General features: G+C 36.5%; 18 protein-coding genes, 1 other RNA gene, 1 riboswitch and 1 other annotated feature. Of the genes, 12 read left to right on the plus strand and 7 right to left on the minus strand.

What is annotated here, in order from left to right; translation table 11 throughout:
• Window positions 1–150 precede the first annotated feature (150 nt).
• The 3 genes from DES36_RS13715 to DES36_RS13725 all read left to right on the plus strand — a co-directional run bounded on the left by DES36_RS13715 (window position 151) and on the right by DES36_RS13725 (window position 3,182).
• The gene (locus DES36_RS13715; protein WP_113921785.1) at window positions 151–1,041 is read left to right on the plus strand and encodes an ABC transporter permease; all 891 of its coding nucleotides are present in this window, start codon (window positions 151–153) and stop codon (window positions 1,039–1,041) included.
• A 2-nt stretch (window positions 1,042–1,043) separates the two neighbouring features.
• Complete coding sequence (locus DES36_RS13720; RefSeq protein WP_113921786.1) at window positions 1,044–1,838, plus strand: ABC transporter ATP-binding protein; 795 nt, start codon at window positions 1,044–1,046, stop codon at window positions 1,836–1,838.
• Window positions 1,839–2,234: 396 nt separating this feature from the next.
• The gene (locus DES36_RS13725; RefSeq protein ID WP_113921787.1) at window positions 2,235–3,182 is read left to right on the plus strand and encodes a glycoside hydrolase family 25 protein; all 948 of its coding nucleotides are present in this window, start codon (window positions 2,235–2,237) and stop codon (window positions 3,180–3,182) included.
• A gap of 184 nt (window positions 3,183–3,366) precedes the next feature.
• Here the strand turns inward: DES36_RS13725 and DES36_RS13730 are convergent, their stop codons facing one another.
• The 4 genes from DES36_RS13730 to DES36_RS13740 all read right to left on the minus strand — a co-directional run bounded on the left by DES36_RS13730 (window position 3,367) and on the right by DES36_RS13740 (window position 5,468).
• Window positions 3,367–3,870 carry a hypothetical protein gene (locus tag DES36_RS13730; protein WP_113921788.1) on the minus strand — a complete coding sequence of 168 codons (504 nt, stop codon included), beginning with the start codon at window positions 3,868–3,870 and terminating at the stop codon, window positions 3,367–3,369.
• Window positions 3,871–4,077: 207 nt separating this feature from the next.
• On the minus strand, window positions 4,078–4,236 hold the full coding sequence (locus tag DES36_RS14970; RefSeq protein WP_170128332.1) for a hypothetical protein: 159 nt from the start codon (window positions 4,234–4,236) through the stop codon (window positions 4,078–4,080).
• A 231-nt stretch (window positions 4,237–4,467) separates the two neighbouring features.
• A non-coding RNA gene (gene ssrS / locus DES36_RS13735) (6S RNA) lies at window positions 4,468–4,641 on the minus strand.
• Window positions 4,642–4,736: 95 nt separating this feature from the next.
• Window positions 4,737–5,468 (minus strand): 3'-5' exonuclease, encoded by a 732-nt coding sequence (locus DES36_RS13740; RefSeq protein WP_113921789.1) that lies wholly within the window; start codon window positions 5,466–5,468, stop codon window positions 4,737–4,739.
• A gap of 191 nt (window positions 5,469–5,659) precedes the next feature.
• Window positions 5,660–5,902: a binding site (T-box leader), on the plus strand.
• A gap of 303 nt (window positions 5,903–6,205) precedes the next feature.
• On the opposite strand from DES36_RS13740, the gene DES36_RS13745 reads away from it, so the two are divergent.
• Entirely contained in the window at window positions 6,206–7,186 is a 981-nt protein-coding gene (locus tag DES36_RS13745; protein ID WP_113921790.1) for an ABC transporter substrate-binding protein, read from the plus strand.
• A gap of 192 nt (window positions 7,187–7,378) precedes the next feature.
• Here DES36_RS13745 and DES36_RS13750 read toward each other — a convergent pair whose 3' ends face one another.
• Both DES36_RS13750 and DES36_RS13755 read right to left on the minus strand, forming a co-directional pair.
• Window positions 7,379–8,005, minus strand: coding sequence for a response regulator transcription factor (locus tag DES36_RS13750; protein WP_113921791.1), 627 nt, complete (start codon window positions 8,003–8,005; stop codon window positions 7,379–7,381).
• Window positions 7,986–8,882: a sensor histidine kinase gene (locus tag DES36_RS13755; RefSeq protein WP_170128333.1), complete on the minus strand. Its 897-nt coding sequence runs from the start codon at window positions 8,880–8,882 to the stop codon at window positions 7,986–7,988. The genes DES36_RS13750 and DES36_RS13755 overlap by 20 nt, the downstream gene beginning before the upstream one ends.
• Before the next feature lie 392 nt (window positions 8,883–9,274).
• Between DES36_RS13755 and DES36_RS13760 the strand changes: the two genes are divergently transcribed.
• The 3 genes from DES36_RS13760 to DES36_RS13770 are packed head-to-tail and all read left to right on the plus strand — an operon-like array spanning window position 9,275 to window position 12,507.
• Window positions 9,275–10,207 carry an ABC transporter ATP-binding protein gene (locus tag DES36_RS13760; protein WP_113921793.1) on the plus strand — a complete coding sequence of 311 codons (933 nt, stop codon included), beginning with the start codon at window positions 9,275–9,277 and terminating at the stop codon, window positions 10,205–10,207.
• Between the two features lie 10 nt (window positions 10,208–10,217).
• On the plus strand, window positions 10,218–11,363 hold the full coding sequence (locus DES36_RS13765; RefSeq protein WP_113921794.1) for an ABC transporter permease: 1,146 nt from the start codon (window positions 10,218–10,220) through the stop codon (window positions 11,361–11,363).
• Window positions 11,350–12,507: an ABC transporter permease gene (locus DES36_RS13770; RefSeq protein ID WP_170128334.1), complete on the plus strand. Its 1,158-nt coding sequence runs from the start codon at window positions 11,350–11,352 to the stop codon at window positions 12,505–12,507. The genes DES36_RS13765 and DES36_RS13770 overlap by 14 nt, the downstream gene beginning before the upstream one ends.
• A gap of 237 nt (window positions 12,508–12,744) precedes the next feature.
• Here DES36_RS13770 and DES36_RS13775 read toward each other — a convergent pair whose 3' ends face one another.
• Window positions 12,745–13,875, minus strand: coding sequence for a zinc-dependent alcohol dehydrogenase (locus DES36_RS13775; RefSeq protein WP_113921796.1), 1,131 nt, complete (start codon window positions 13,873–13,875; stop codon window positions 12,745–12,747).
• A 151-nt stretch (window positions 13,876–14,026) separates the two neighbouring features.
• Between DES36_RS13775 and dapG the strand changes: the two genes are divergently transcribed.
• From dapG to DES36_RS13800, 5 genes are all read left to right on the plus strand, one after another.
• Entirely contained in the window at window positions 14,027–15,202 is a 1,176-nt protein-coding gene (gene dapG, locus DES36_RS13780; protein ID WP_113921797.1) for an aspartate kinase, read from the plus strand.
• 95 nt (window positions 15,203–15,297) lie between these two features.
• A riboswitch (cobalamin riboswitch) is annotated at window positions 15,298–15,483 on the plus strand.
• A 139-nt stretch (window positions 15,484–15,622) separates the two neighbouring features.
• Entirely contained in the window at window positions 15,623–16,561 is a 939-nt protein-coding gene (gene nikB, locus DES36_RS13785) for a nickel ABC transporter permease (RefSeq protein ID WP_113921798.1), read from the plus strand.
• Window positions 16,562–16,564: 3 nt separating this feature from the next.
• A complete protein-coding gene (gene nikC / locus DES36_RS15385; protein WP_148581886.1) occupies window positions 16,565–19,057 on the plus strand; it encodes a nickel transporter permease in 2,493 nt (830 codons plus the stop codon).
• Window positions 19,058–19,061: 4 nt separating this feature from the next.
• On the plus strand, window positions 19,062–19,847 hold the full coding sequence (locus tag DES36_RS13795; protein WP_113921799.1) for an ABC transporter ATP-binding protein: 786 nt from the start codon (window positions 19,062–19,064) through the stop codon (window positions 19,845–19,847).
• Entirely contained in the window at window positions 19,840–20,811 is a 972-nt protein-coding gene (locus DES36_RS13800; protein ID WP_113921800.1) for an ABC transporter ATP-binding protein, read from the plus strand. Before DES36_RS13795 ends, DES36_RS13800 begins: the two co-directional genes overlap by 8 nt.

The following is a 20,811-nucleotide window of genomic DNA, read 5'->3' on the forward strand; positions in this document are numbered from 1 at the left end:
CAATTATAACAAATCTGGTGTTTTCATGCTATTTTTATACCTGTAAACCCGGAATTCCAATACTTGTATTCAATTATTTATGTGCGAAGTTTGAGTTATTAATAAGTAGAACATCATTTTGATATTACATAATAGAAGCGAGGAAAAATAATGTTACAAATTATATTAGGAGCTATTTCATTAGGTCTTTTATGGGCAGTTATGACAATAGGTGTATACATCACTTACAGAATACTAGATATTTCGGACTTAAGCGTAGAAGGTAGTATTGCAATGGGGGCAGCTATTGCTGCCTTTCAAATCTACAATGGAATGAACCCCTTTGTAGCTACTCTTTTAGCAACAATAGGTGGTATGTTAGCAGGACTTGTTACAGGGTTACTTCATACAAGACTTAAAATACCTGCATTGTTATCAGGGATTTTGACTATGATTTCACTATACTCTATTAATCTTAGAATTATGGGAAAAGCCAATGTATCTCTCCTTCGGATTGATACAGTTTACACTACTTTTGAAAAACTAGGACTTAGTCAATCAAATTCTGTTATGCTATTTGGTTTTATATGTGCTATTCTAATTATCTGCATTCTATATTGGTTTTTTGGAACAGAAATTGGATGTGCTATTCGTGCTACGGGTAATAATGTTCAAATGGCACGTGCACAAGGAATTAATACAAACAATATGATTACTCTTGGCTTAGTCATAAGCAATGGATTAGTGGCACTTTCCGGTGCGTTAATCGCACAAAGCCAAAGCTTTGCTGATGTGCAAATGGGTATTGGTTCAATTGTTATAGGTTTAGCATCGGTTATTATAGGAGAGGTTATCTTTAATAGCAGAAATTTCTTTGGACGATTAATTTCTCTAATACTAGGTGCGATTACATACCGTATTATTATCGCCTTAGTTATTAGAATGGGTATGCCGGCAAATGATTTGAGGCTATTTACTGCCGTTACGGTCGCTGTAGCTCTTTCACTGCCAACTATTAAATCTTCAATAGCTCAATGGAAAAACGGAAAGGGGAATCAGTAAAGATGTTGACAGTTGATAAAATACACAAGACTTTTAACCCTGGAACCATAAATGAAAAAATAGCATTGGCTGATCTAAGTGTTACATTACAAGAGGGTGATTTTGTAACTGTGATAGGTGGTAATGGGGCAGGAAAATCTACTCTGCTCAATTGCGTTGCAGGAGTATATACAATCGATCAGGGCTCTATCTTAATAGGTGATAAAGATGTAACAAAATTGTCTGAGCACAGGAGAGCTAGCGTAATTGGTCGAGTATTTCAAGATCCAATGAAGGGTACAGCAGCCAATATGGGAATTGAAGAAAACTTAGCTTTAGCAAATAGACGAGGTAAATTTAGAGGATTGAGATGGGGAATCACCAATAAAGAAAGGGAAGCCTATAAAGAGTACTTGAGCCATTTAGAACTAGGTTTAGAAAATCGCCTCAATGACAAGGTAGGTCTTCTTTCTGGAGGACAACGCCAAGCATTAACGCTGCTCATGGCCACCATTAAAAGACCACAACTTCTTTTATTAGATGAACATACAGCAGCACTTGACCCTAAAACAGCTGATAAAGTATTAAAAATAAGCGACAAATTAATCAAGGAAAATAATTTAACTGCTTTAATGGTAACACATAATATGAGAAACGCTATCGAATACGGAAATCGCTTAATCATGATGCACGAAGGTCGTATTATTTTAGATATTAAAGGAGAAGAAAAACAAAAGCTCACAGTAGAAAGCTTGCTAAAACGCTTTGGTAAAGTAAGTGGAAAAGAATTCTCGGATGATAGATCGTTACTGTCTTAACTACTTTATAACTAAATAAATTTAATTTTGAAGATCGACATGGTATTTTGCTGTGTCGATTTTTCCTTTTAGCTGAAAGCGGAATGTGGAAAGCCGAAAGTGCCTTTGGCACTTTAGCTGCGAGCTATCATTCACCAGCTATCAGGTCTATGCGCTCCTCTTGGGTACGGAGATAGCGTTTGCTTTTATTTTGAGAAATAAACTTACACAATCCATTTCTTTATACAAAGGTTGCTATTGACCCGCAAAACCTAACCCTAGGATGCTGGTGGCTAAACGCCGATTGCTGATAGCTTTTATGTAACCTCTCTGACAAAAATACATAGATTATAAGGAGAAACACTTTAATTGTTTAAGGTATTTAGTCGTTTGTTATTTAAAAGGAGGAGTGGATGAATGGGATATATTATAGACATTTCGCATCATCAAAATCCAAGTAGGATAAATTATAGGGTTTTGTGTAGGCAATTAGATATGGCTATTGTCCGAGTACAGTTTGGATCTAGTTTAATAGATCGGCACTATAGAACCCATATTCGAGAAATGAAAGAAAATACCGTACCTGTTGGAGTATACGCTTGGGTTAGGGGGATTAACTTAAGAGACATGGAAGTAGAAGCGGCGGATTTTTATAATCGATCTAAAGATTTAAACCCTGAGTTTTATGTGTTGGATGTAGAAGAAAAGAGTATGAATAACATGCGCGTTGGAATTAACGCTTATATCAATAAAATGAGAACCTTAACAGATAAAAAAATCGGTATCTATGTAGGCCATCACTTGTATAATTCCTTCAATCTCGATATGGAAAAGGCAGATTTTGTGTGGATTCCCCATTATGGAGTAAACAATGGTACGGTTAATAGTACTCCTAGATATCCATGTGATCTTCATCAATACACTAGTGTAGGTCGCTTAGATGGGTACAATGATAATCTAGACTTTAATCGTCTTATGAATGGAAGAACTTTAGAATTTTTTATAGGAAAATCAGATAATTTGCCAGAAAAACCAAATAATCCAGAGCAGGATCCTACAGCAAATGAAATCATCTACACTATAAAAAAAGGTGATACTTTATGGGATATAGCACGATTATACAATACCACTGTAGAAATTCTTGCAAATTACAATAATATTAGCAATACAGATCTCATCTACGCCGGTAATCAACTGAGGATTCCTATTTCAGATAATATCATTATATACACCATAAAAAGAGGGGATACCCTTTATGGAATAGCCTATCAATACAATACAACAGTAGATAAATTAGTTAGAGATAATAATATAGCAAACCGAAATTTGATTTATCCAGGGCAGGTAATTAGAATTGTAAAATAACCACGTGTAGTGACTTATTACTAAAATCGAGCCACTAATTTTTATTAGGTATTTCTTATGTTGGACAGTTGGACGGGAAAAACGTAAGGTCGAAAGCGGAAATCAGATGCAAATATGAAAAATAAATGGTTGGACAGTAGTTGAACAACAGTGAATAATCGTTCAGCTACTGTTCAACTATGCCTTAACGATTGTTCAAAGTTCTTAGTCCACAGGATAGCGCAAGTTCTTCATAAATGCGTTTTGCTTGCGTATCTTTGAAAAATATTGGGAATTTTAGTTCGTAATTGCCCCATAATGTACAGGGGATTTTAGTAAAATAGAAAGTGCTAAATAGTATTTCTTGTGCTGTGATCTTTATCAAAAATGGCAGTATTTCTTCTGTTAAATGGAAGTAGATGCCGTTATCATAATCGATGAAATCTAAAACCTGTAAGTCCTCTTGTGTTAAGAAGCTTTGAAGGTTTTCTTTTTCTTTTTGTTCTAATCTGCCATAATAAAAATCCACATATACATGATCACTACCATTTAAATCTAGAGCTTTTTTTAAAAACGTTTTATAACGAAATTCACTTCCGTGAAGGGTCATATAATGGTAGTCATCGAAGCCACACTGTATATTGTCGAAATAGATAGGCTCTTTATTCATAAAGTCTGTCTTGTTCATGGCTAATAATTTTTCTTTCATAATTTACCTCATTATTTTATATATTTATTTCATACCTTATTATTACACATTGTAAGATATAGATAAACAGCAAAAGTGCCAAGGCATTTTAGTCTCTAGTCATTAGTTGTGACTAGCATTAGGGTTATTCAATCATAAAGAAAGGATGATTACTATACATTTTGACGTTTAAAAATATTCTATTCAGTAAAAAAAAGCGCCGAAGCGCTATTCATCGTAAAAATTAGTGTGAAGAGAATCAAATTGATCTTTGATTTCATCATAAAAAAGTTTTGTTTCCATTTGGTTTCCAATATTAATTTTTGAAAAGTATTTTTTATCAGTACTTTTAATTTCCAGTCTTTTTAATTTGTCTTTATCTTTCAATGGGAATACCTCCTTTGGCATTAGTATTCGCCATTATACATGAATTATTTTTACTTTAAGTGAGAAAAGGACATTTTTTTAATCAAAAAATTTTTCAACCGACCAATCGAACAACCTTTCAGCCCTTCAGATTCCATAACGAATCACAAAAATGAGGTTTCACTAAAGAATACAAATCTCAAAAAAAGAAAATCCCTAGAACTTAGTCTAGAGATTGAATTTGTTTTATAAAACTATCCCAAAATGCCGTATCCTACAATTTTGACGCCTAGCTCTGCTAGGTGGGTAATCGCATCTAATTTTTTGACGTCCGCCTATTACGGCTTGCCAGCTGATTAAAGTATTGACTTCCCTGAATTATAATATAGGTTCAAAATAGCAGGGATTCGCACATCTCAGGTGATTTATAATGTAATTATACAAGATAAAGTAGTATGATTCAATAGTAAATTTAGGAAAAATAACTTTTCTATAATTGTATAAAATGGACTGCTAATATACTATTCTAAAAACTGACCTGTTTTTCCCATTAGATAAGCTAATCTCACTGTTTCTTTTTCTTCACTAGTGAGTTCTCGTTCCATCATTTTTTCAAATTGAGAAAAGAGTTTAGTATGGTTTAAGTGAAGTTTTTTCGGTTGAGGGATTCTTGGGGGTGGACTCGGATCATATATTTGAGGTTCTATGTCCTGATTATACACCTTTTGAAAAATCTTAGAGGTATAGTAAGCATCATAATAAGCATTATGAAAATTAGACTCATCCTCAATCTTCAAAAATTTTAAGGCATCTTTTAAGCTAATAGAGACTTTGCTTGGAAAGTGTAGATACTGAGATACATAAGGTTGAAGATTGATGTACTTATTAGGCAATTTGGATAAGGGCAAACAATAAAAGGACGTATTACGGAATAATTCTTTCATATCAGCAGTACCCCAGGTACAAAAGACAATGTCTTCATGACCTAGAAAAGCTAAAAAGTCATAAAAGACACTACGATACGTTTCTTCTTCGGTAAAATCTTCTATTTTAAGACCAGTCAGAGAGCCCACATAAGGATTTATTTCTTTGTAAATTTGTGGTTTTATAAGTCGATCAAAGACTCCTATACAGTCTAAATTCTTATCTAGTGTAATTGCACCAATTTGAATGATTTCAAAGGGACATTTTGGATTCATTGTAGTTTTATCAGAAGCTTGATTAAATTCTAAATCTATTACAATTGTATTCATAATTATACTCCAATAAGTAAATTTATTTTAAATAATAGTACCATATTGAGATTTAAAAATATACTTAAGAAATTAAGATTGTTTTAAATATTTCAATGAGTATTAGAATTATTATGGGCTCGAAAATCTAAAAAGAAAAAATATAAAAAGAATTGACATTTTGAAATGAAGTACATATAATAAGATAAATACAAAAAGTGATGACCAAGAACTAGTAGCGAGACAAAGACCTTTAAGAGAGCTTTCGGTTGGTGCGAGAAAGCAGGTAAGAGAGTCGCGAATTCATCTTGAGAGCTGCACACTGAAGGACGTAAGTCTTGTAGGCTGTGACGGAATCCAACCGATACCCTGGAGAAGCGATGATGGTCGCTTGCTGAGATGATGTGTAAACATCGAAGACAAGGTGGTACCGCGAATACATATTCGCCCCTGTTATATTACTATAACAGGGGCGTTTTTTTTTCGTGAACCAGTGAGCCAAGCGAAAGCGGAGCTTTCGCAGGATTCAGTTAACGGAGCAGACAAACGGCTTGCCGATTTGGATGCGCAGTGAACTGAATCCGTAAATGAAAGCTTTAGCTTTCATTTGGCGAACGGCGCGACCTTGGAATCGTCAAAGACGATTCCAAGGTGAATACCCAACTATTCACAGTCCATCTTAAACAAATCATGTTAACCTTTACGCTCATACCATCACAAAAATATTATTTAAGTAAAAAAGAATGGGGGAATTTATTATGAAAAAAATTACAAAAAAATTAGCTCTTGGATTACTGGTGATGGTTACTATATTTAGTGCTGCCTGTTCAAATGAAGCTAGTAATTCACAATCGGATCAAATAACAGTTGGAGTGGTTCAATACATGGATCATGTAGCTCTAGATGAAGCACGTAAAGGTTTTGTAGATGCTTTAGCAGATAATGGATATAAAGACGGAGAAAATCTAGCTATTGACTTACAAAATGCTCAAGGGGATCAAAGTAATTTATCCAGTATTAGCGATCGATTTGTTAATAACAATGTAGATTTAGTATTAGCCATTGCTACACCAGCAGCACAAGCAGTTGCTGGCAAGACAACAGAAATTCCAATACTGGCTACTGCTGTTACAGATTATGAGGCAGCACGACTTGTCAAATCAAAGGATGCCCCAGAAGGAAATGTCTCTGGTACAACAGACATGAGCCCTATAAAAGAACAAATTGACCTTTTGATGAAGTTAGCACCAGATGCTAAAACTGTTGGCGTATTATATACTTCAAGTGAAGATAATTCAATCTTACAAGCCAATATGGCAAAAGAAGCAATAGAAGCAGCTGGACTGAAATACGAAGAAGTTACTGTTAGTAATTCAAACGAAGTACAACAGGCTACTCAGGCTATAGTAGATAAATGTGATGCAATTTACATCCCAACAGATAATGTATTCGCATCTGCAATGCCTGTAGTAAACGGCATAGCAGGTCAATCCAAAACGGCTGTAATTACTGGAGAAACTGGCATGGCAATGGCAGGTGGATTGGCTTCACTAGGGATTAATTACTATGATTTAGGATACCAAACAGGTCTAATGGGTATAAAAATCCTAAAAGGAGAAGCAGAGCCAGCTACGATGCCTATCGAACCAGCAAGCAAATTCAACTATGTAATCAACGGAACAACTGCAGAGGAAATTGGGACTGTAATACCTGACGATTTACAAGAATACGTGAAATAGCGTTCAGTACTTTATTATTATATGAGCAAATGCTAGTTAGGATTTTTCTTCTAACTAGCATTTCTTTTTGGGTTAATAACTTTTTACTTTACTTACTGTTTAAATATTTTATATAAAAGTAGCTTTTGACCTGCAGAGGCCAGCCCTAGAAACTTATGGCTGGTTGCTGGTTGCTGGTTGCTGATTGCTTTTTTACCTATGTTTTCTCTTATAATAATCAACGGCAATTTGTGTACGATCTCTAAGTTGTAGTTTTTCTAATATGATGCTGATGTAATTGCGTACTGTTCCTTCGCTAAGGTATAGCGTATCAGCTATTTCCTTGTTGGAAAACCCTTCTGAAATGTAAGTGATGATATTAAATTCCTTTTCTGTTATATCTAAATTACTATAAATGTCTTTTTCTTCATAGTGGATTAAATGTGGTAATTTTGTAATGATCTCATTGCCAAATACATTTTGCCCTGCATACACAGCTTTAATAGAAGGGATAATGCTTTCAAAATCTTGTTTGACTAAATAGCCTTTAGCACCCATATTTAATGCTTTGATGATGTATTCATCATCTAAAAAGGTTGTTAGAAATAAGATTTTAGCTCTTGGTTCTTTAAGTAGAATATATTCTCCTGCATCAATGCCGCTCATTTGATTCATGCGTATGTCCATGAGCAAAACATCGGGTAAATATGTAAAATAAAGATCTATAGCTTCATTCCCATCATTTGCTGTTGCGATTACATCTATAGAAGGGTCTTGATTGATTATCATTTTTAAGGACGAACAGACAATCTGATCATCATCAATCACAAGAACTTTCATTATTTACTACCTCCTCATTCTTAATTGGTATGGTGATAAAAATGCGAAATCCCTTTTCTGTAGAAATTTGAAAAATTCCTTTAAATGCATGGGTACGCTCTTTCATGGTTCGAATACCTATTCCATCACTTAAATATATATTTGCATCTGAAATAGAGTTTCCGTTATTTGTAATAATCAATTGATACATAATAGGGTGTTCCATTAGTACGATTGAAACTTTTGTGGCATTAGAATGTTTTATAATATTTGATAAGGATTCTTTAATAGTCCATAAGAAAAAGTACTTTGTTTGTGTAGTTGGTGCATTTTTTATGTGGTAGTCAAATGTAATAGGGCAAAAGGTGAATTCCTTTACTAAAGTGCGAATACTAGCATATAAATCTACAGATTCATCGTGCAAATTGTGAATGCTACTGCGAATATTATCCATACCTGCAGACAGGGAATCTTTTAGTAGGTTTAAATTTTCTAGTAAGACTTTGTCTTTCGTTACCGTCATTAAAGCACCGATTTGCAGTAAAGAGCGCGATAAGAGATGACCCGTATTGTCGTGGATTTCTTTAGCAATTCGATTCCGTTCTTGTAAAGTTGCCAAATGTATTTTGTCATCTTGGCTTTGTATTAATCTTCTGTTTTTTTCTTCCAGAGAAATCTCTAATTCTTTTGCAGTATCTCGATATGCGTAATATTCCTGAGAAAGTTCTAATATTCTATCTTTCTTTATTTTTGATGTAAAGGATAGGAGGCAAAACATAATAATCCAAATATAAAAACCCGATGGTAAATCTCTAGGGTGAAAAAGCAATGGAAATAAGTATATTAAACCATATTTTTGCTCTTGAGTAAGAAAGATATCATAAAGTTGCAAAGGCATATAAAAGAGAAAGTGAGGATGAATTGTGCTGAGAATTGCGTAAAAAAAAGTCCCAAAACGAAGTAGTTTACGGTTTTCAAAATATGTGCAAAAACAGCTCAAAATGATGATGAGAATCATTGGGAGAAGTACATATAGAGTATTATAATGATGTAAATAAAAAGTAGAGCATAATAAAAAAAGTATAACTTTATCAAGGATTTCTAGCATATATTCTCCTTTATTTTCCACAAAGTGTTTTTCTTTTACTATACTATTTTTATATAAAAACTACAAGCTTGCAAGTTTTTAAAATATGACATTTGTCATTTTTTTAATGATTGTATGCACTTTGATGAAATCGAAGTTTCTTATATAGTATTCTTATAAGGATAAGTAAAGGGGAGAGATAAATGATTGTAAATATTAACAATTTAGTAAAGAGATATGACAAAGTCTTAGCTGTCGACCATTTGAATTTGCAAATCCAAGAGGGGGAGATTTTTGGGTTATTAGGCCCTAATGGTTCTGGGAAATCAACTACCATAAATTGTATATTATCTTTGTTAGAGTATGACAAAGGTAGTATTGAGGTTTTTAATGAGGAAATGTCACCAGAATCTTACGATATTAAGAGAGATATTGGCGTGATTTTTCAACAAGTAGCAGTTTTTGAAGAATTGACCGTATATGAAAATATCAAATATTTTTGCAGTTTATATGTAAAGGATAAAAATGAAGTAAAAAGGTTAACAGAACAAGCCATCTCCTTTGTCTCATTAGAAGATTATGTAAAGTTTTTTCCTAGTAAATTAAGCGGTGGTCTCCTAAGGAGATTAAATATTGCCTGTGGTATTGCACATAAGCCGAAACTTATTATTCTTGATGAACCTACTGTTGCAGTAGACCCTCAAAGCAGAAATAAAATACTTGAAGGTATTAAAAAATTAAACGAAGAAGGTGCAACGGTTATTTATACGACTCATTATATGGAAGAAGCCGAACAAATCTGTGACCGAATTGCTATTATTGATAAGGGCAAGGTCATAGCCTTAGGAACAAAGGAAGAACTAAAGGCCATGATCTCTATTGGCGAAAAAATCACAATTGAAGTGTTTTCTCTAGAGCAAAATCAATTACAAGATATTAAAGAGTTGCCACGAGTTTTGTCTGTAGAGTACAAGGGAAATTTACTCTCTGTTAAATTGACAAAAGGGAAAAACAATCTGTTTCAAATTTTATCTTATTTAATGGATCATGAGATTCCTTTTCAACAGGTGTTTACAGAACAACCAACTTTAAATGATGTATTTTTAGAGATTACAGGAAAAACATTAAGAGATTAGGGGGATTCAAATGCTACGTTTGTATATGACGAGAGTAAAATGTCTCATTCGTAATAAAAGCAATGTATTTTGGACATTTTTGTTTCCAATTGTACTTGCCACATTATTTCATTTAGCCTTTAGTAATTTAAATAGTTCGGAAGTATTTCATTCTATTCCTATTGGGGTCATAGAAAATAATGAATATGAGAATACTGAAATATTTATTGAGACGATGTCTAGCATAAAAACATCTAAAGATCAAAAATCGCCAAAATTATTTAGAGTTTCTGTACTTGGAAAAGAGAAAGCTGAAAAAGAATTAAAAGAAGATAAAATAATAGGCTATATTTACCCTAAGGAAGACATGGAGTTAACAATAAAAGAAAGTGGTATAGAGCAAACCATAGTAAAATCCTTTTTAGATGGGTATAGCCAAAGTGTCAATACGGTACAATCCTTAATAGAATTAAATCCTCAAAATATTCAAAATATCCTTGAGGATATACAAGAGAAAAATGGGTATTTAGAAGACTATTTGCAAGGTGAGAGCTCGCCAGATACTACTCTTAATTTCTTCTATTCCCTCATTGCAATGGCTTGCCTGTTCGGTTGCTTTTGGGGTTTGACAGCAATTACAGATATACAAGCAAATCTATCCTTGGTTGGAGCTAGAATAAATGTAGCACCAACGAAAAAAATGAAGCTACTTTTTTGCAATATATCAGCAGCTCTTACTGTTCATTTTACAGGAATACTGCTTCTTATGGCTTATCTAATGAATGTACTAAAAATTAATTTTGGCGATGATTTAAGTTTTGTCATACTGAGTAGTTTTGTTTCTTCTTTATTAGGTGTCTCACTTGGGGCAATGGTTAGTGCATTATCGAATAAAGACCTTAATTTTAAGTACAATATTATGTCGGCAGTAACCATGTTTTCTTGCTTTTTATCTGGTTTAATGTCGGTACAAGTAAAGTACATTGTGGCTACTCGAGTTCCCCTATTGCAGTATGTTAATCCTGCGCATATTATTACGGATGCCTTTTACAGTTTGTATTATTATGAGACAAAGGATCGGTTTTTCTTAAATATAGGACTCATGATAAGCTATTCTTTAGCATTTAGTATTATAACCTATGTGGCAACTAGGAGGAAAAAATATGCAAGTATTTAAACTGTATTTAAAAATTATAAAGAAAAACCTACCTGGTATTATGGTTTATCTTGGAATCTTCTTATTTATTGTTGTCCTCATTACAACGATTACGAGGGATACAAGTTCAACAACATTCGAACAATCTAAAGTAAAGATTGCTTATATTAATGAAGATATAGAAAACCCACTTATAAATGGATTTAAGGACTATTTAAAAGATTACGTTAAATTTGTAGAGATAGAGGAAACAGAAGAGGGAATGAGAGATGCACTGTTTTTTAGAGTGGTAGAATACATTGTTATTATACCAGATGGTTTTGTAGAAGGATTTGAAAATGATAATCCTATGAAACTAAAGAAATTAGCAGTCTCTGACTCCACTTCTGCAGCTTATATCGATATGGCTATAGAAAACTATTTTAATACAGCAGAGAATTATATAAAAAATACAGATATATCTTCGGAAGAAATCGTAGACTATGTGAAAGAAGATTTAGATGTAAGCACTAAAACCAATATAAGTGTAAAAAAGGTAGAAGATAATGGGGCGTTAAAGTTTTATTTTAATTACTGTTCATATGCTCTTACAGCAGTACTGATTATAGCTATTAGTTCTATCATGTTATCTTTAGGAAATATTCATATCAAAAGGAGAAATAGGGTCTCTCCAATACCTATTGGTAAGAGCCAATTTCAACAGGTTCTAGGCCTTTTCTTTATTGTTTTATTAATAGACTTGTTGCTAATTTTTGTTGGATTATTTTTTAGAGGGGGAGCAGATGATTTTGTCTTTGGACTGTTGTCTATGAACTTACTATCCTTATCTATTGCTATCCTTTCTATTGCGTATTTAGTGGGAACAACTATAAGAAACAGAGAAGCAGCTAATGGCATTGCAAATATTCTCTCCCTTGGCTTTGCTTTTTTAAGTGGAGTTTTCGTTCCTAAAGAATTACTCGGAGAGACCGCCCTGCAGATCGGAAAATTTACGCCTACCTATTGGTTTGTTATGGCAAATGATTTTATATTTAATTTGAGTAACTATTCTTTTGATAATCTTTCAAATATATTAATTAGCATGGTGGTGCAATTAGGTTTTGGAGTAGCTTTCTTTGCTATGGCCCTAGTAATCAATAAAAAAAATCGCACATCAGTAGAATAAAAGCGCCTGGGTGCTTTTATTAGCAATTAGCGGCCAGCAGCCAGCCATTAGTATTTTAAGGTTGGACTTTGCGTGTCAAAAGTTAATTTTGTATAGGATACAAAAATAGAAGCTAAAATAAAAAAATATTATCATAAAATCAAATAACAAATGCTAGCTAGAAGAAGAAATCTAACTAGCATTTGCTCATTTATAAGAAAGTACTGATCGCTGACGACTGGCCGCTAGTAGCTGTTATTAGGGTTTTAATATCACTTTAATACAGTTATCTTTCTTCTTATCAAAAATCTTGTAAGCGTGTTCGCCTTCTTCTAAAGGAAGCGTATGTGTAATGATGTCTGTTGGGTCAAGTTTTCCTTCCTGGATGTGTTTTAATATAGGTTCTACATAAATGTGTGCTGGGCATTGGCCCATTTTTAAAGTGATATTTCTCGAGAAAAAATCACCTAAGGGAAACATATTATATCGCCCTCCATAAACACCTACTAAAACCACAGTTCCACCTTTTCGAACACATCTAGATGCGATCTCAATAGCAGACTTTGAACCACCTTGTAGTTTTAATAGGGTTTCTATCTTTTCAAAGTTTGACATGGTTCCATCCATGCCTACGCAATCAATGACCACATCTGCGCCTCCATGGGTAATTTCTTTTATATATTCACCAGTGTCATCGTGTTCACCAAAATTAATGATCTCCACTCCGTCGTAGGTTTTTGCGTGGTTTAATCTATAATCTATATTGTCTACTCCTATAATTCTCTTAGCACCTTTTAATGCAGCCCATTTCATGGTATTTAAGCCAACTGGTCCACATCCTAATACTACTATAGTATCGTTTTCTTTTACGCCTCCTACATCTACACCCCAGTAGGAAGTTGGCAGAACATCTGTAAGAAAAAGAACCTTTTCATCTTCTAACTCTTCGGGTACAGCAAAGGGACCGAAATTAGCATAGGGAACCCGTAAGTACTCTGCTTGACCTCCATTATATCCACCGAAGGTATCACTATAACCAAAGTAAGAACCACCCTCATTATATTCATTGGAATTGTCACATTGACTGGTTAAATCGTGCTCACAATACCAGCAGTGACCACAGGAAACTGGAAAAGGCACTATTACCCTTTGACCTTTTTTTACTCGTTGCACATCTTTACCAACTTCTTCTACAATTCCCATAGTCTCGTGACCTATTACGGTTCCCTTTTTTGTATTAGGAATAAAACCATGGATTAAATGTAAGTCTGAGCCACAGATAGCAGTAGATGTTACTTTTACGATAATATCATCATCTTTTTCAATTGTTGGATCAGGCACCTCTTTAACCTTTATATTTTTCATGCCTTCATAAACCATTGCCTTCATAGTACGCCTCCATTTTATTGACTTTAGATAGTAACACTAGTTTTTCCTACTAATATTTTCTTATCCATGAACAATAAACGAGGCAATTCAATAAAATAATAAGAGGGCGCAGATAAGAGTAAATTATCTTGTATAGAAAGTAGGGAGATTTATGGATATAATTGTTCAAAAATATGGTGGGACTTCTGTGAACAGTCCTGAATTAAGAGATAAAATTGTAGAAAATGTAATAAAAGCTCGGGAGGACGGTATCGCTACGGTTTTGGTCGTCTCAGCTATGGGTCGAAAAGGAGAAGCTTATGCAACAGATACCCTACAGAATCTTATTCCTGCTCATTATAAGGATTCTAGATTTATGGATATGCTTATATCTTGTGGAGAGATTATATCTACTACAGTCATTGCAACCCATCTTATGGATTATGGTATTGAAGCTATTTCATTAACGGGAGGTCAGGCAGGCATTTTAACAGATAGTACTTATGGTTCCGCAAATATCGTAAAGGTAGATGGTACTTATCTTCAAGAGCTTTTAGAAGAAGGGAAAGTACCTATAGTTGCAGGATTTCAAGGACAAAATGAAAAAGGAGAGATTACCACACTAGGTCGAGGAGGTAGTGACACTAGTGCAGTGCTACTGGGAATTACATTAAAGGCAAAGAATGTAGAAATTTTTACAGATGTAGATGGCATTATGACAGCAGATCCAAAACTGGTACCTAATGCAAAACTTATTGAAGAAATCAATTACGACGACGTGTTTCAATTGGCTCAATATGGTGCAAAGGTAATCCACCCAAAAGCAGTAGATTTAGCAATGCAATACAATATACCTCTAAAGGTAATCAACACAAGTAAGTATGGAGAAAGTATTGGAACCTTAATTAACAATCATCCTACAAATTCAGCTGGTTTAGTAGCGGCAGTAGCCCACGAATACGGTAAAATTCAATGGAGCTTGTCTACTAAGACAAGGGATAAAGAAATATTTAAACTCATGGCAAGTAATAATATTAGCATAGATATGATTAATATCTTTATAGATCAAAGCGTATTTATAACAAATGATATACATAAAGAAAAACTGATAAAAATATTAGAGGAGAATAAAATTGATTATAAATACGTAAATCATTGTACAAAAATCACCATTATTGGAAGCAAGATTAGAGGAGTACCTGGGATAATGGCCAAAATTATGGCTTCTCTTGAAGGAGATATATCTATTTTACAAACATCCGATTCTCACACTACTATATCCATCCTAGTACCTACAGATGTAGCTAATAGAGCTGTAAATCTGTTACATGGATCGTTTAATTTATAGTACTATTATTATATTCTAGAAAAATAGTAAATATAAATTGACATATAAGTAACTATGTGATAAGTTTTAAATGCAATAATTATTTATAGTTAAATACAAAATCTAATCATACAAGTTCCGTAAGGATTAATAGAGAAGCCGGTTCGATTCCGGCACGATCCCGTCACTGTATTAGGGAGTACTTTGTCATTATGCCATTGAGTCATTAACAAAATGATTTGAGAAGGCGATAAAGTGCGATGATCTTAAGTCAGGAGAACTGCTTGTAATGATACTTATTTGTGATTCTTACGGGAGATAAGAAGCATGTTTTTTTATTGCTATTGAGCTGCCTAAAGGCAGCTTTTTTGCATTAATTAATGAGCGAAGCTTTCGTAGTAGGTTTTTAAATAATTTAACATATAGAAAGCGGTGATTGTTATGCTAAAAGGACAGATTGTTAAACGATTTCTTCAAATCGTTATTGTTTTGTTTGGTGTAAGTTTTTTGAGTTTCCTGCTCATCTACATGGCCCCGGGAGATCCAGTACGTGCTATGTTTGCAGTGAGTGGCAACATCCCCCCTGAAGAAATTCTGGTTGAAATAAGGGAGGAATTGGGTCTAAACCGTCCATTTCTCGCCCAATACGGTAGTTGGCTAATGAAATGCTTACAAGGAGATTTTGGCACTTCCTACACACATGGTAAACCAGTTGCCCAGCTCCTGAGAGCCCGAGTAATGCCTACTTTGCAGTTATCACTCCTGTCCTTACTTATGATGCTAATTATGGCGATTCCTCTAGGTGTGCTTTCCGCTATTTATCAAAATCGACCTTTGGACTATATTATACGGGTAGGTAGCTTTTTTGGGATTTCCATGCCTAATTTTTGGGCTGGGTTGCTGCTACTCTACATAGTATCGTTGAAACTAGGTTGGTTGCCCGTAGTGTCTGCGGAAATGGGACTGAAAAAAATGCTATTGCCAGCGTTTACCTTGGCCTTTGCTATGGCGGGGAAGTACGCACGTCAAATTCGTGCTTCTGTGCTGGAGGAGCTAAAGCAGGATTATATATCTGGCGCTAGGGCTAGGGGAATCAAGGAATCTACTATTCTGTGTAAACATGTAATACCTAACTCCATGTTGCCCCTCCTTACCTTGCTTGGATTATCCTTGGGCTCGCTGCTAGGTGGCACTGCTATAGTAGAGGTGATTTTTTCTTTTCCGGCATTGGGAAGTCTTGCGATTTCAGCTATTACATCTATGGACTACCCCTTAATACAGGGCTTTGTCCTATGGATTGCCATGATTTATATGCTAGTTAATCTGGCGGTTGATTTTTCTTACAACTATCTAGATCCCCGCCTTAGGAAAGGAGCGTAGACTATGACCAATAGCAAACGGCAGTTTATCTTATTTTTAATTTTGGTTCTAGGTATTGTAGTAGTTGCAATTCTGGCTCCTGTATTGGTCACTCATGATCCCCAGCAGGCGATCCTTACAGAGGCTACCCAGGCGCCTAGCAGTGAACACTGGTTTGGCACAGATCGCATGGGACGAGATCTGTTCTCACGGGTTATTTATGGAACACGAACCTCCCTGTCATCAACATTGCTTCTCGTGATCAGTATTTTTACGGTGGGAGGTGTGCTGGGTATTGTGGCAGGTTATGCAGGGGGAGCGGTAGATGCAGTGATTATGCGCATCTCCGACATGATGGTTTCCTTTCCTGGGATGGCGTTGGCTATAGCTATGGCGGGAATAATGGGCCCCAGTATCACTAATGCGGTCATTGCAATCACCATGGTCAGCTGGACCAAATATGCCCGTTTGGCCCGTAGCTTGGTACTAAAAACTAAGTATGAGGATTATGTGTTGGCGGCTAAAATATCCGGCACTAGAACTCGCTATATTCTTTGGCGGTACATGACCCCTTCGGTCTTACCTACATTAATTATCACTGCGGCTACCGATATGGGTGGCATGATGCTGGAGTTGGCAGCCTTTTCCTTTCTAGGATTAGGGGCTCAATCAACTTCTATCGAATGGGGCTATATGCTTAATGAAGGTAGAGCCTATATGGAATCAGCTCCATGGCTAATGATCTATCCTGGACTGGCTATATTCATTACGGTGGTCTCATTTAATTTGCTAGGCGATAGTTTGCGGGACATTCTTGATCCACAAGACAGCAGCAAAAAACAATATTTTAGTAAGCAAAAAAAGGAGAGAAAAAAACATGAAAAATTAGCGTTAAAAAGGGAGAAATTATCTATGAAAAAGTGGATTAAAGGCGCAGGTCTTTTGTTGATCACTCTCATGATAACAGCAAGCTTTGCCGGTTGCGGCAATGACAGCACTAAAGACGATGCCGGCACAACAAATGACAGCCAAGCCGACACAACACACCTGAACTTCGGTGTCTACAATTATTCGGATTCATTGGATCCTGCCACCAATACGAATTCCAGCTGGGCAGCGATGCGTTTCGGTATTACCGAATCTCTGTTTATATTTAACGACCAGGTTGTAGCAGAAAACAATCTTTGTGATAGCTATGAAGTCTCCGATGACTATCTTACTTGGACCTTACATATCCGGGATGGTGTGAAATTCTCTAATGGCAACGATATGACTCCTTCTGCCGTAAAAGCTTCCATCGAGAGACTGTATGCCGAGACAGACGCGTCTCAAGGGGGGACAGGAAATTCCAACCCAGAGAGTTACCTTACTTATAAATCCATTTCAGCTGATGATGCGGCTGGTACGGTGACCATCGTTTGTGAAAGCCCCACCTCAAATATTCCAGGAATCCTTGCATATCCCTACTTTGCCATTATCGATGCATCTGTAGCGGACAAGGAAATTGTCGGAACAGGTCCATACAAGGTTGATAAATTCAACCCTGGTGTCAATATAGATATGTCATCTAATGAGCGCTACTGGAATGGTAAAGTACCTTATAAAACCGTCAATATTATGTTTATTGATGACAGTTCTACTAAGACTATGGCTTTAAAGAGTGGTGATATAGATCTGACTGAGAATATTACCACTGTTAGCGATCTGGCTACTTTGTCTGAGGACAGTGCTTACTATGTCTCTACTGCGGCTGGCGTGCGTACGGCTAATTCCTATATGAATTTTAAGGGTGTCTTGGAAAATGAGGCACTGCGTCAAGCAATAATAATCGCTCTGGATATTGATACAATGTGTGATATTACTGTAGGTGGCATGTACACCCCTGGTTTTTCGGTACTGCCATCCTCTTTGGCTTACAATTATGACAAACTGAATAATCCGTTTTCCTTCAATAAGGAAAACGCCATAAAAATACTGGATGATGCGGGAATCGTTGATAGTAACGGTGACGGCTGGAGAGAGTTAGATGGGCAAAATATTGATTTAGATTCGGTAACATTTACAAGTCGTAATCTCAACGAGTTTGCAGAGGCTAGTGCTTTGTTACTGAAGGAAATCGGCATTAAAGTGACGGTAAATATTCGTGACTATGATACGGCCTTGGCTCTGCTCAATGCCGGTGAATTTGACTTATGGACTTGCAATACTCTCACTGTAGGCGTAGGAGATCCACAAGACTATTTAAGCAATTGGTATTCTAAGAACTCTAGAAATTTTGGATACTATTCTAGCTCCGAATATGACGCTGCCTTCGAGGAGTTGATGATAGAGATGGACGACAATCGCCGCCTAGAGCTCATCACTGAACTGCAACAAATTCTCATTGATGGTGCAGCTACCATTGTATATGGTTATTATAATAGCCGTATGTTCAGCGATATTAGCAAAGTGACCGGAGCAGACATTGCTACTATTGACTACTATTGGTTGACTACCGATATTAAGCCGGCGAGGTGAGGTAATGCTTGACTACCAAAGTGTATCCGTCATTTATGGTGACAATAAACCATCTCTTTCTGATTTTACACTAAGGATTCAAAAAGGTGAGATTGTGGCTCTGGTAGGAGAGAGTGGAAGTGGAAAAACCACCGCCATCCGTGCTGCAATGGGATTGCTGCCGAGTGGCGGTCAGATTGTAAAAGGGGATATCCGTTTTGACGGACAATCCCTTTTATATCTTACGGACAATGAGTGGCGAGCCCTGAGAGGTGGCAGCATGTCTATGATCTTTCAGGATTCGGGGACCATGCTCAACCCTATACGCACCATCGGCAGTCAATTTATAGAATACATACGCACCCATAAACAAAAAACGAAAAAAGAGGCTTGGGAAATGGGATGGATGATGCTGGAGCGGATGGGATTGCCTCATAGTAAAACTATTATGAAATCTTACCCTTTCCAACTTTCCGGTGGCATGCGCCAACGGGTGGGTATTGCCATGGCTATGGTGTTTGAGCCTCGTATTTTACTGGCAGATGAACCTACTAGCGCCCTGGATGTGACAACTCAATCCCAGATTGTACGGGAGATGATGGGCTTGCGGGAGAAATTCGGCACATCTATATTACTGGTAACCCACAATTTAGGAGTAGCTGCCTATATGGCGGATCGGATTCTTGTAATGACTCAGGGCAGTATCGTCGATCAAGGCGATCGACAGGCTATTTTAGAGCACCCTAGTGCCGATTATACTCGTGATTTGTTGGAATCAGTACCGTCAATGAGGGGGAAACGATATGTCTGAAATAATATTAGAGGGTCGAGGTCTAACTCGGCGCTACAAAACAGATACTGGCCAAACTCTAACGGCCTGTAGAGGAGTGGATTTGACGCTTCACAAAGGAAAGACCCTGGGGATTGTGGGAGAAAGCGGTTGTGGTAAAAGTACTCTGCTACGGATGGTAACACAACTGGAGCAGCCTGATGAGGGCAGATTGTTCTATTTCGGAAAGGATATCACCTCTTTAAAGGGGGAGGAACTGCGCAAGAACCGCCGGCATATTCAAATGGTGTTTCAGGACTCTTCTGCTGCCTTTTTTCCCAGGATGAAAGTTTCAGAGGCTGTCAGCGAACCATTGCGCAATTTTAAACGCCTTTCCCAAAGGGAAGTTGACAGGCAAGTGTCCAAGTTGCTGGAATTGGTTGAGTTACCGGAGAGTTTTTCTGAACGCTATCCTCATTCTATGAGCGGAGGACAGAGGCAGCGGCTAGGTATCGCTCGAGCTCTGGCACTGAATCCAGATGTTTTAGTCTGTGACGAGGCGACCTCTGCACTGGATGTTTCCGTCCAGCAGCGAATTATACAACTTTTGGCGGAGATTCAGCGAGAGCGAAAACTCTCTATGATCTTTGTATGCCATGATTTGGCGCTGGTGCAGTCCATGTCCCATCAGATCATGGTCATGTATCTAGGAGGTGTTGTGGAGTCCTTACCAGGTAATCAGATGTGGGAGCGGGCCTGTCATCCTTATTCTAAGGCTCTTTTAGGATCAATTTTTGCTGTTGATATGGATTTTGATAAACCTTTAAGCAGGCTAGAAGGGGATGTTCCTAGTCCACTGGATTTACCTAAAGGGTGCCCATTTCACACCCGTTGTGCTCAGTGTATGGACCGATGTCAACAGGAACGGCCAGCCTTGAGGACAATTGGTCCAGATCATCAAGTAGCTTGTCATCTATATTCTAATGAAGTTAAGGAGTGTATATAA

Origin of the sequence: Alkalibaculum bacchi (genome assembly GCF_003317055.1) — a bacterium.
Taxonomy (GTDB): domain Bacteria; phylum Bacillota; class Clostridia; order Eubacteriales; family Alkalibacteraceae; genus Alkalibaculum; species Alkalibaculum bacchi.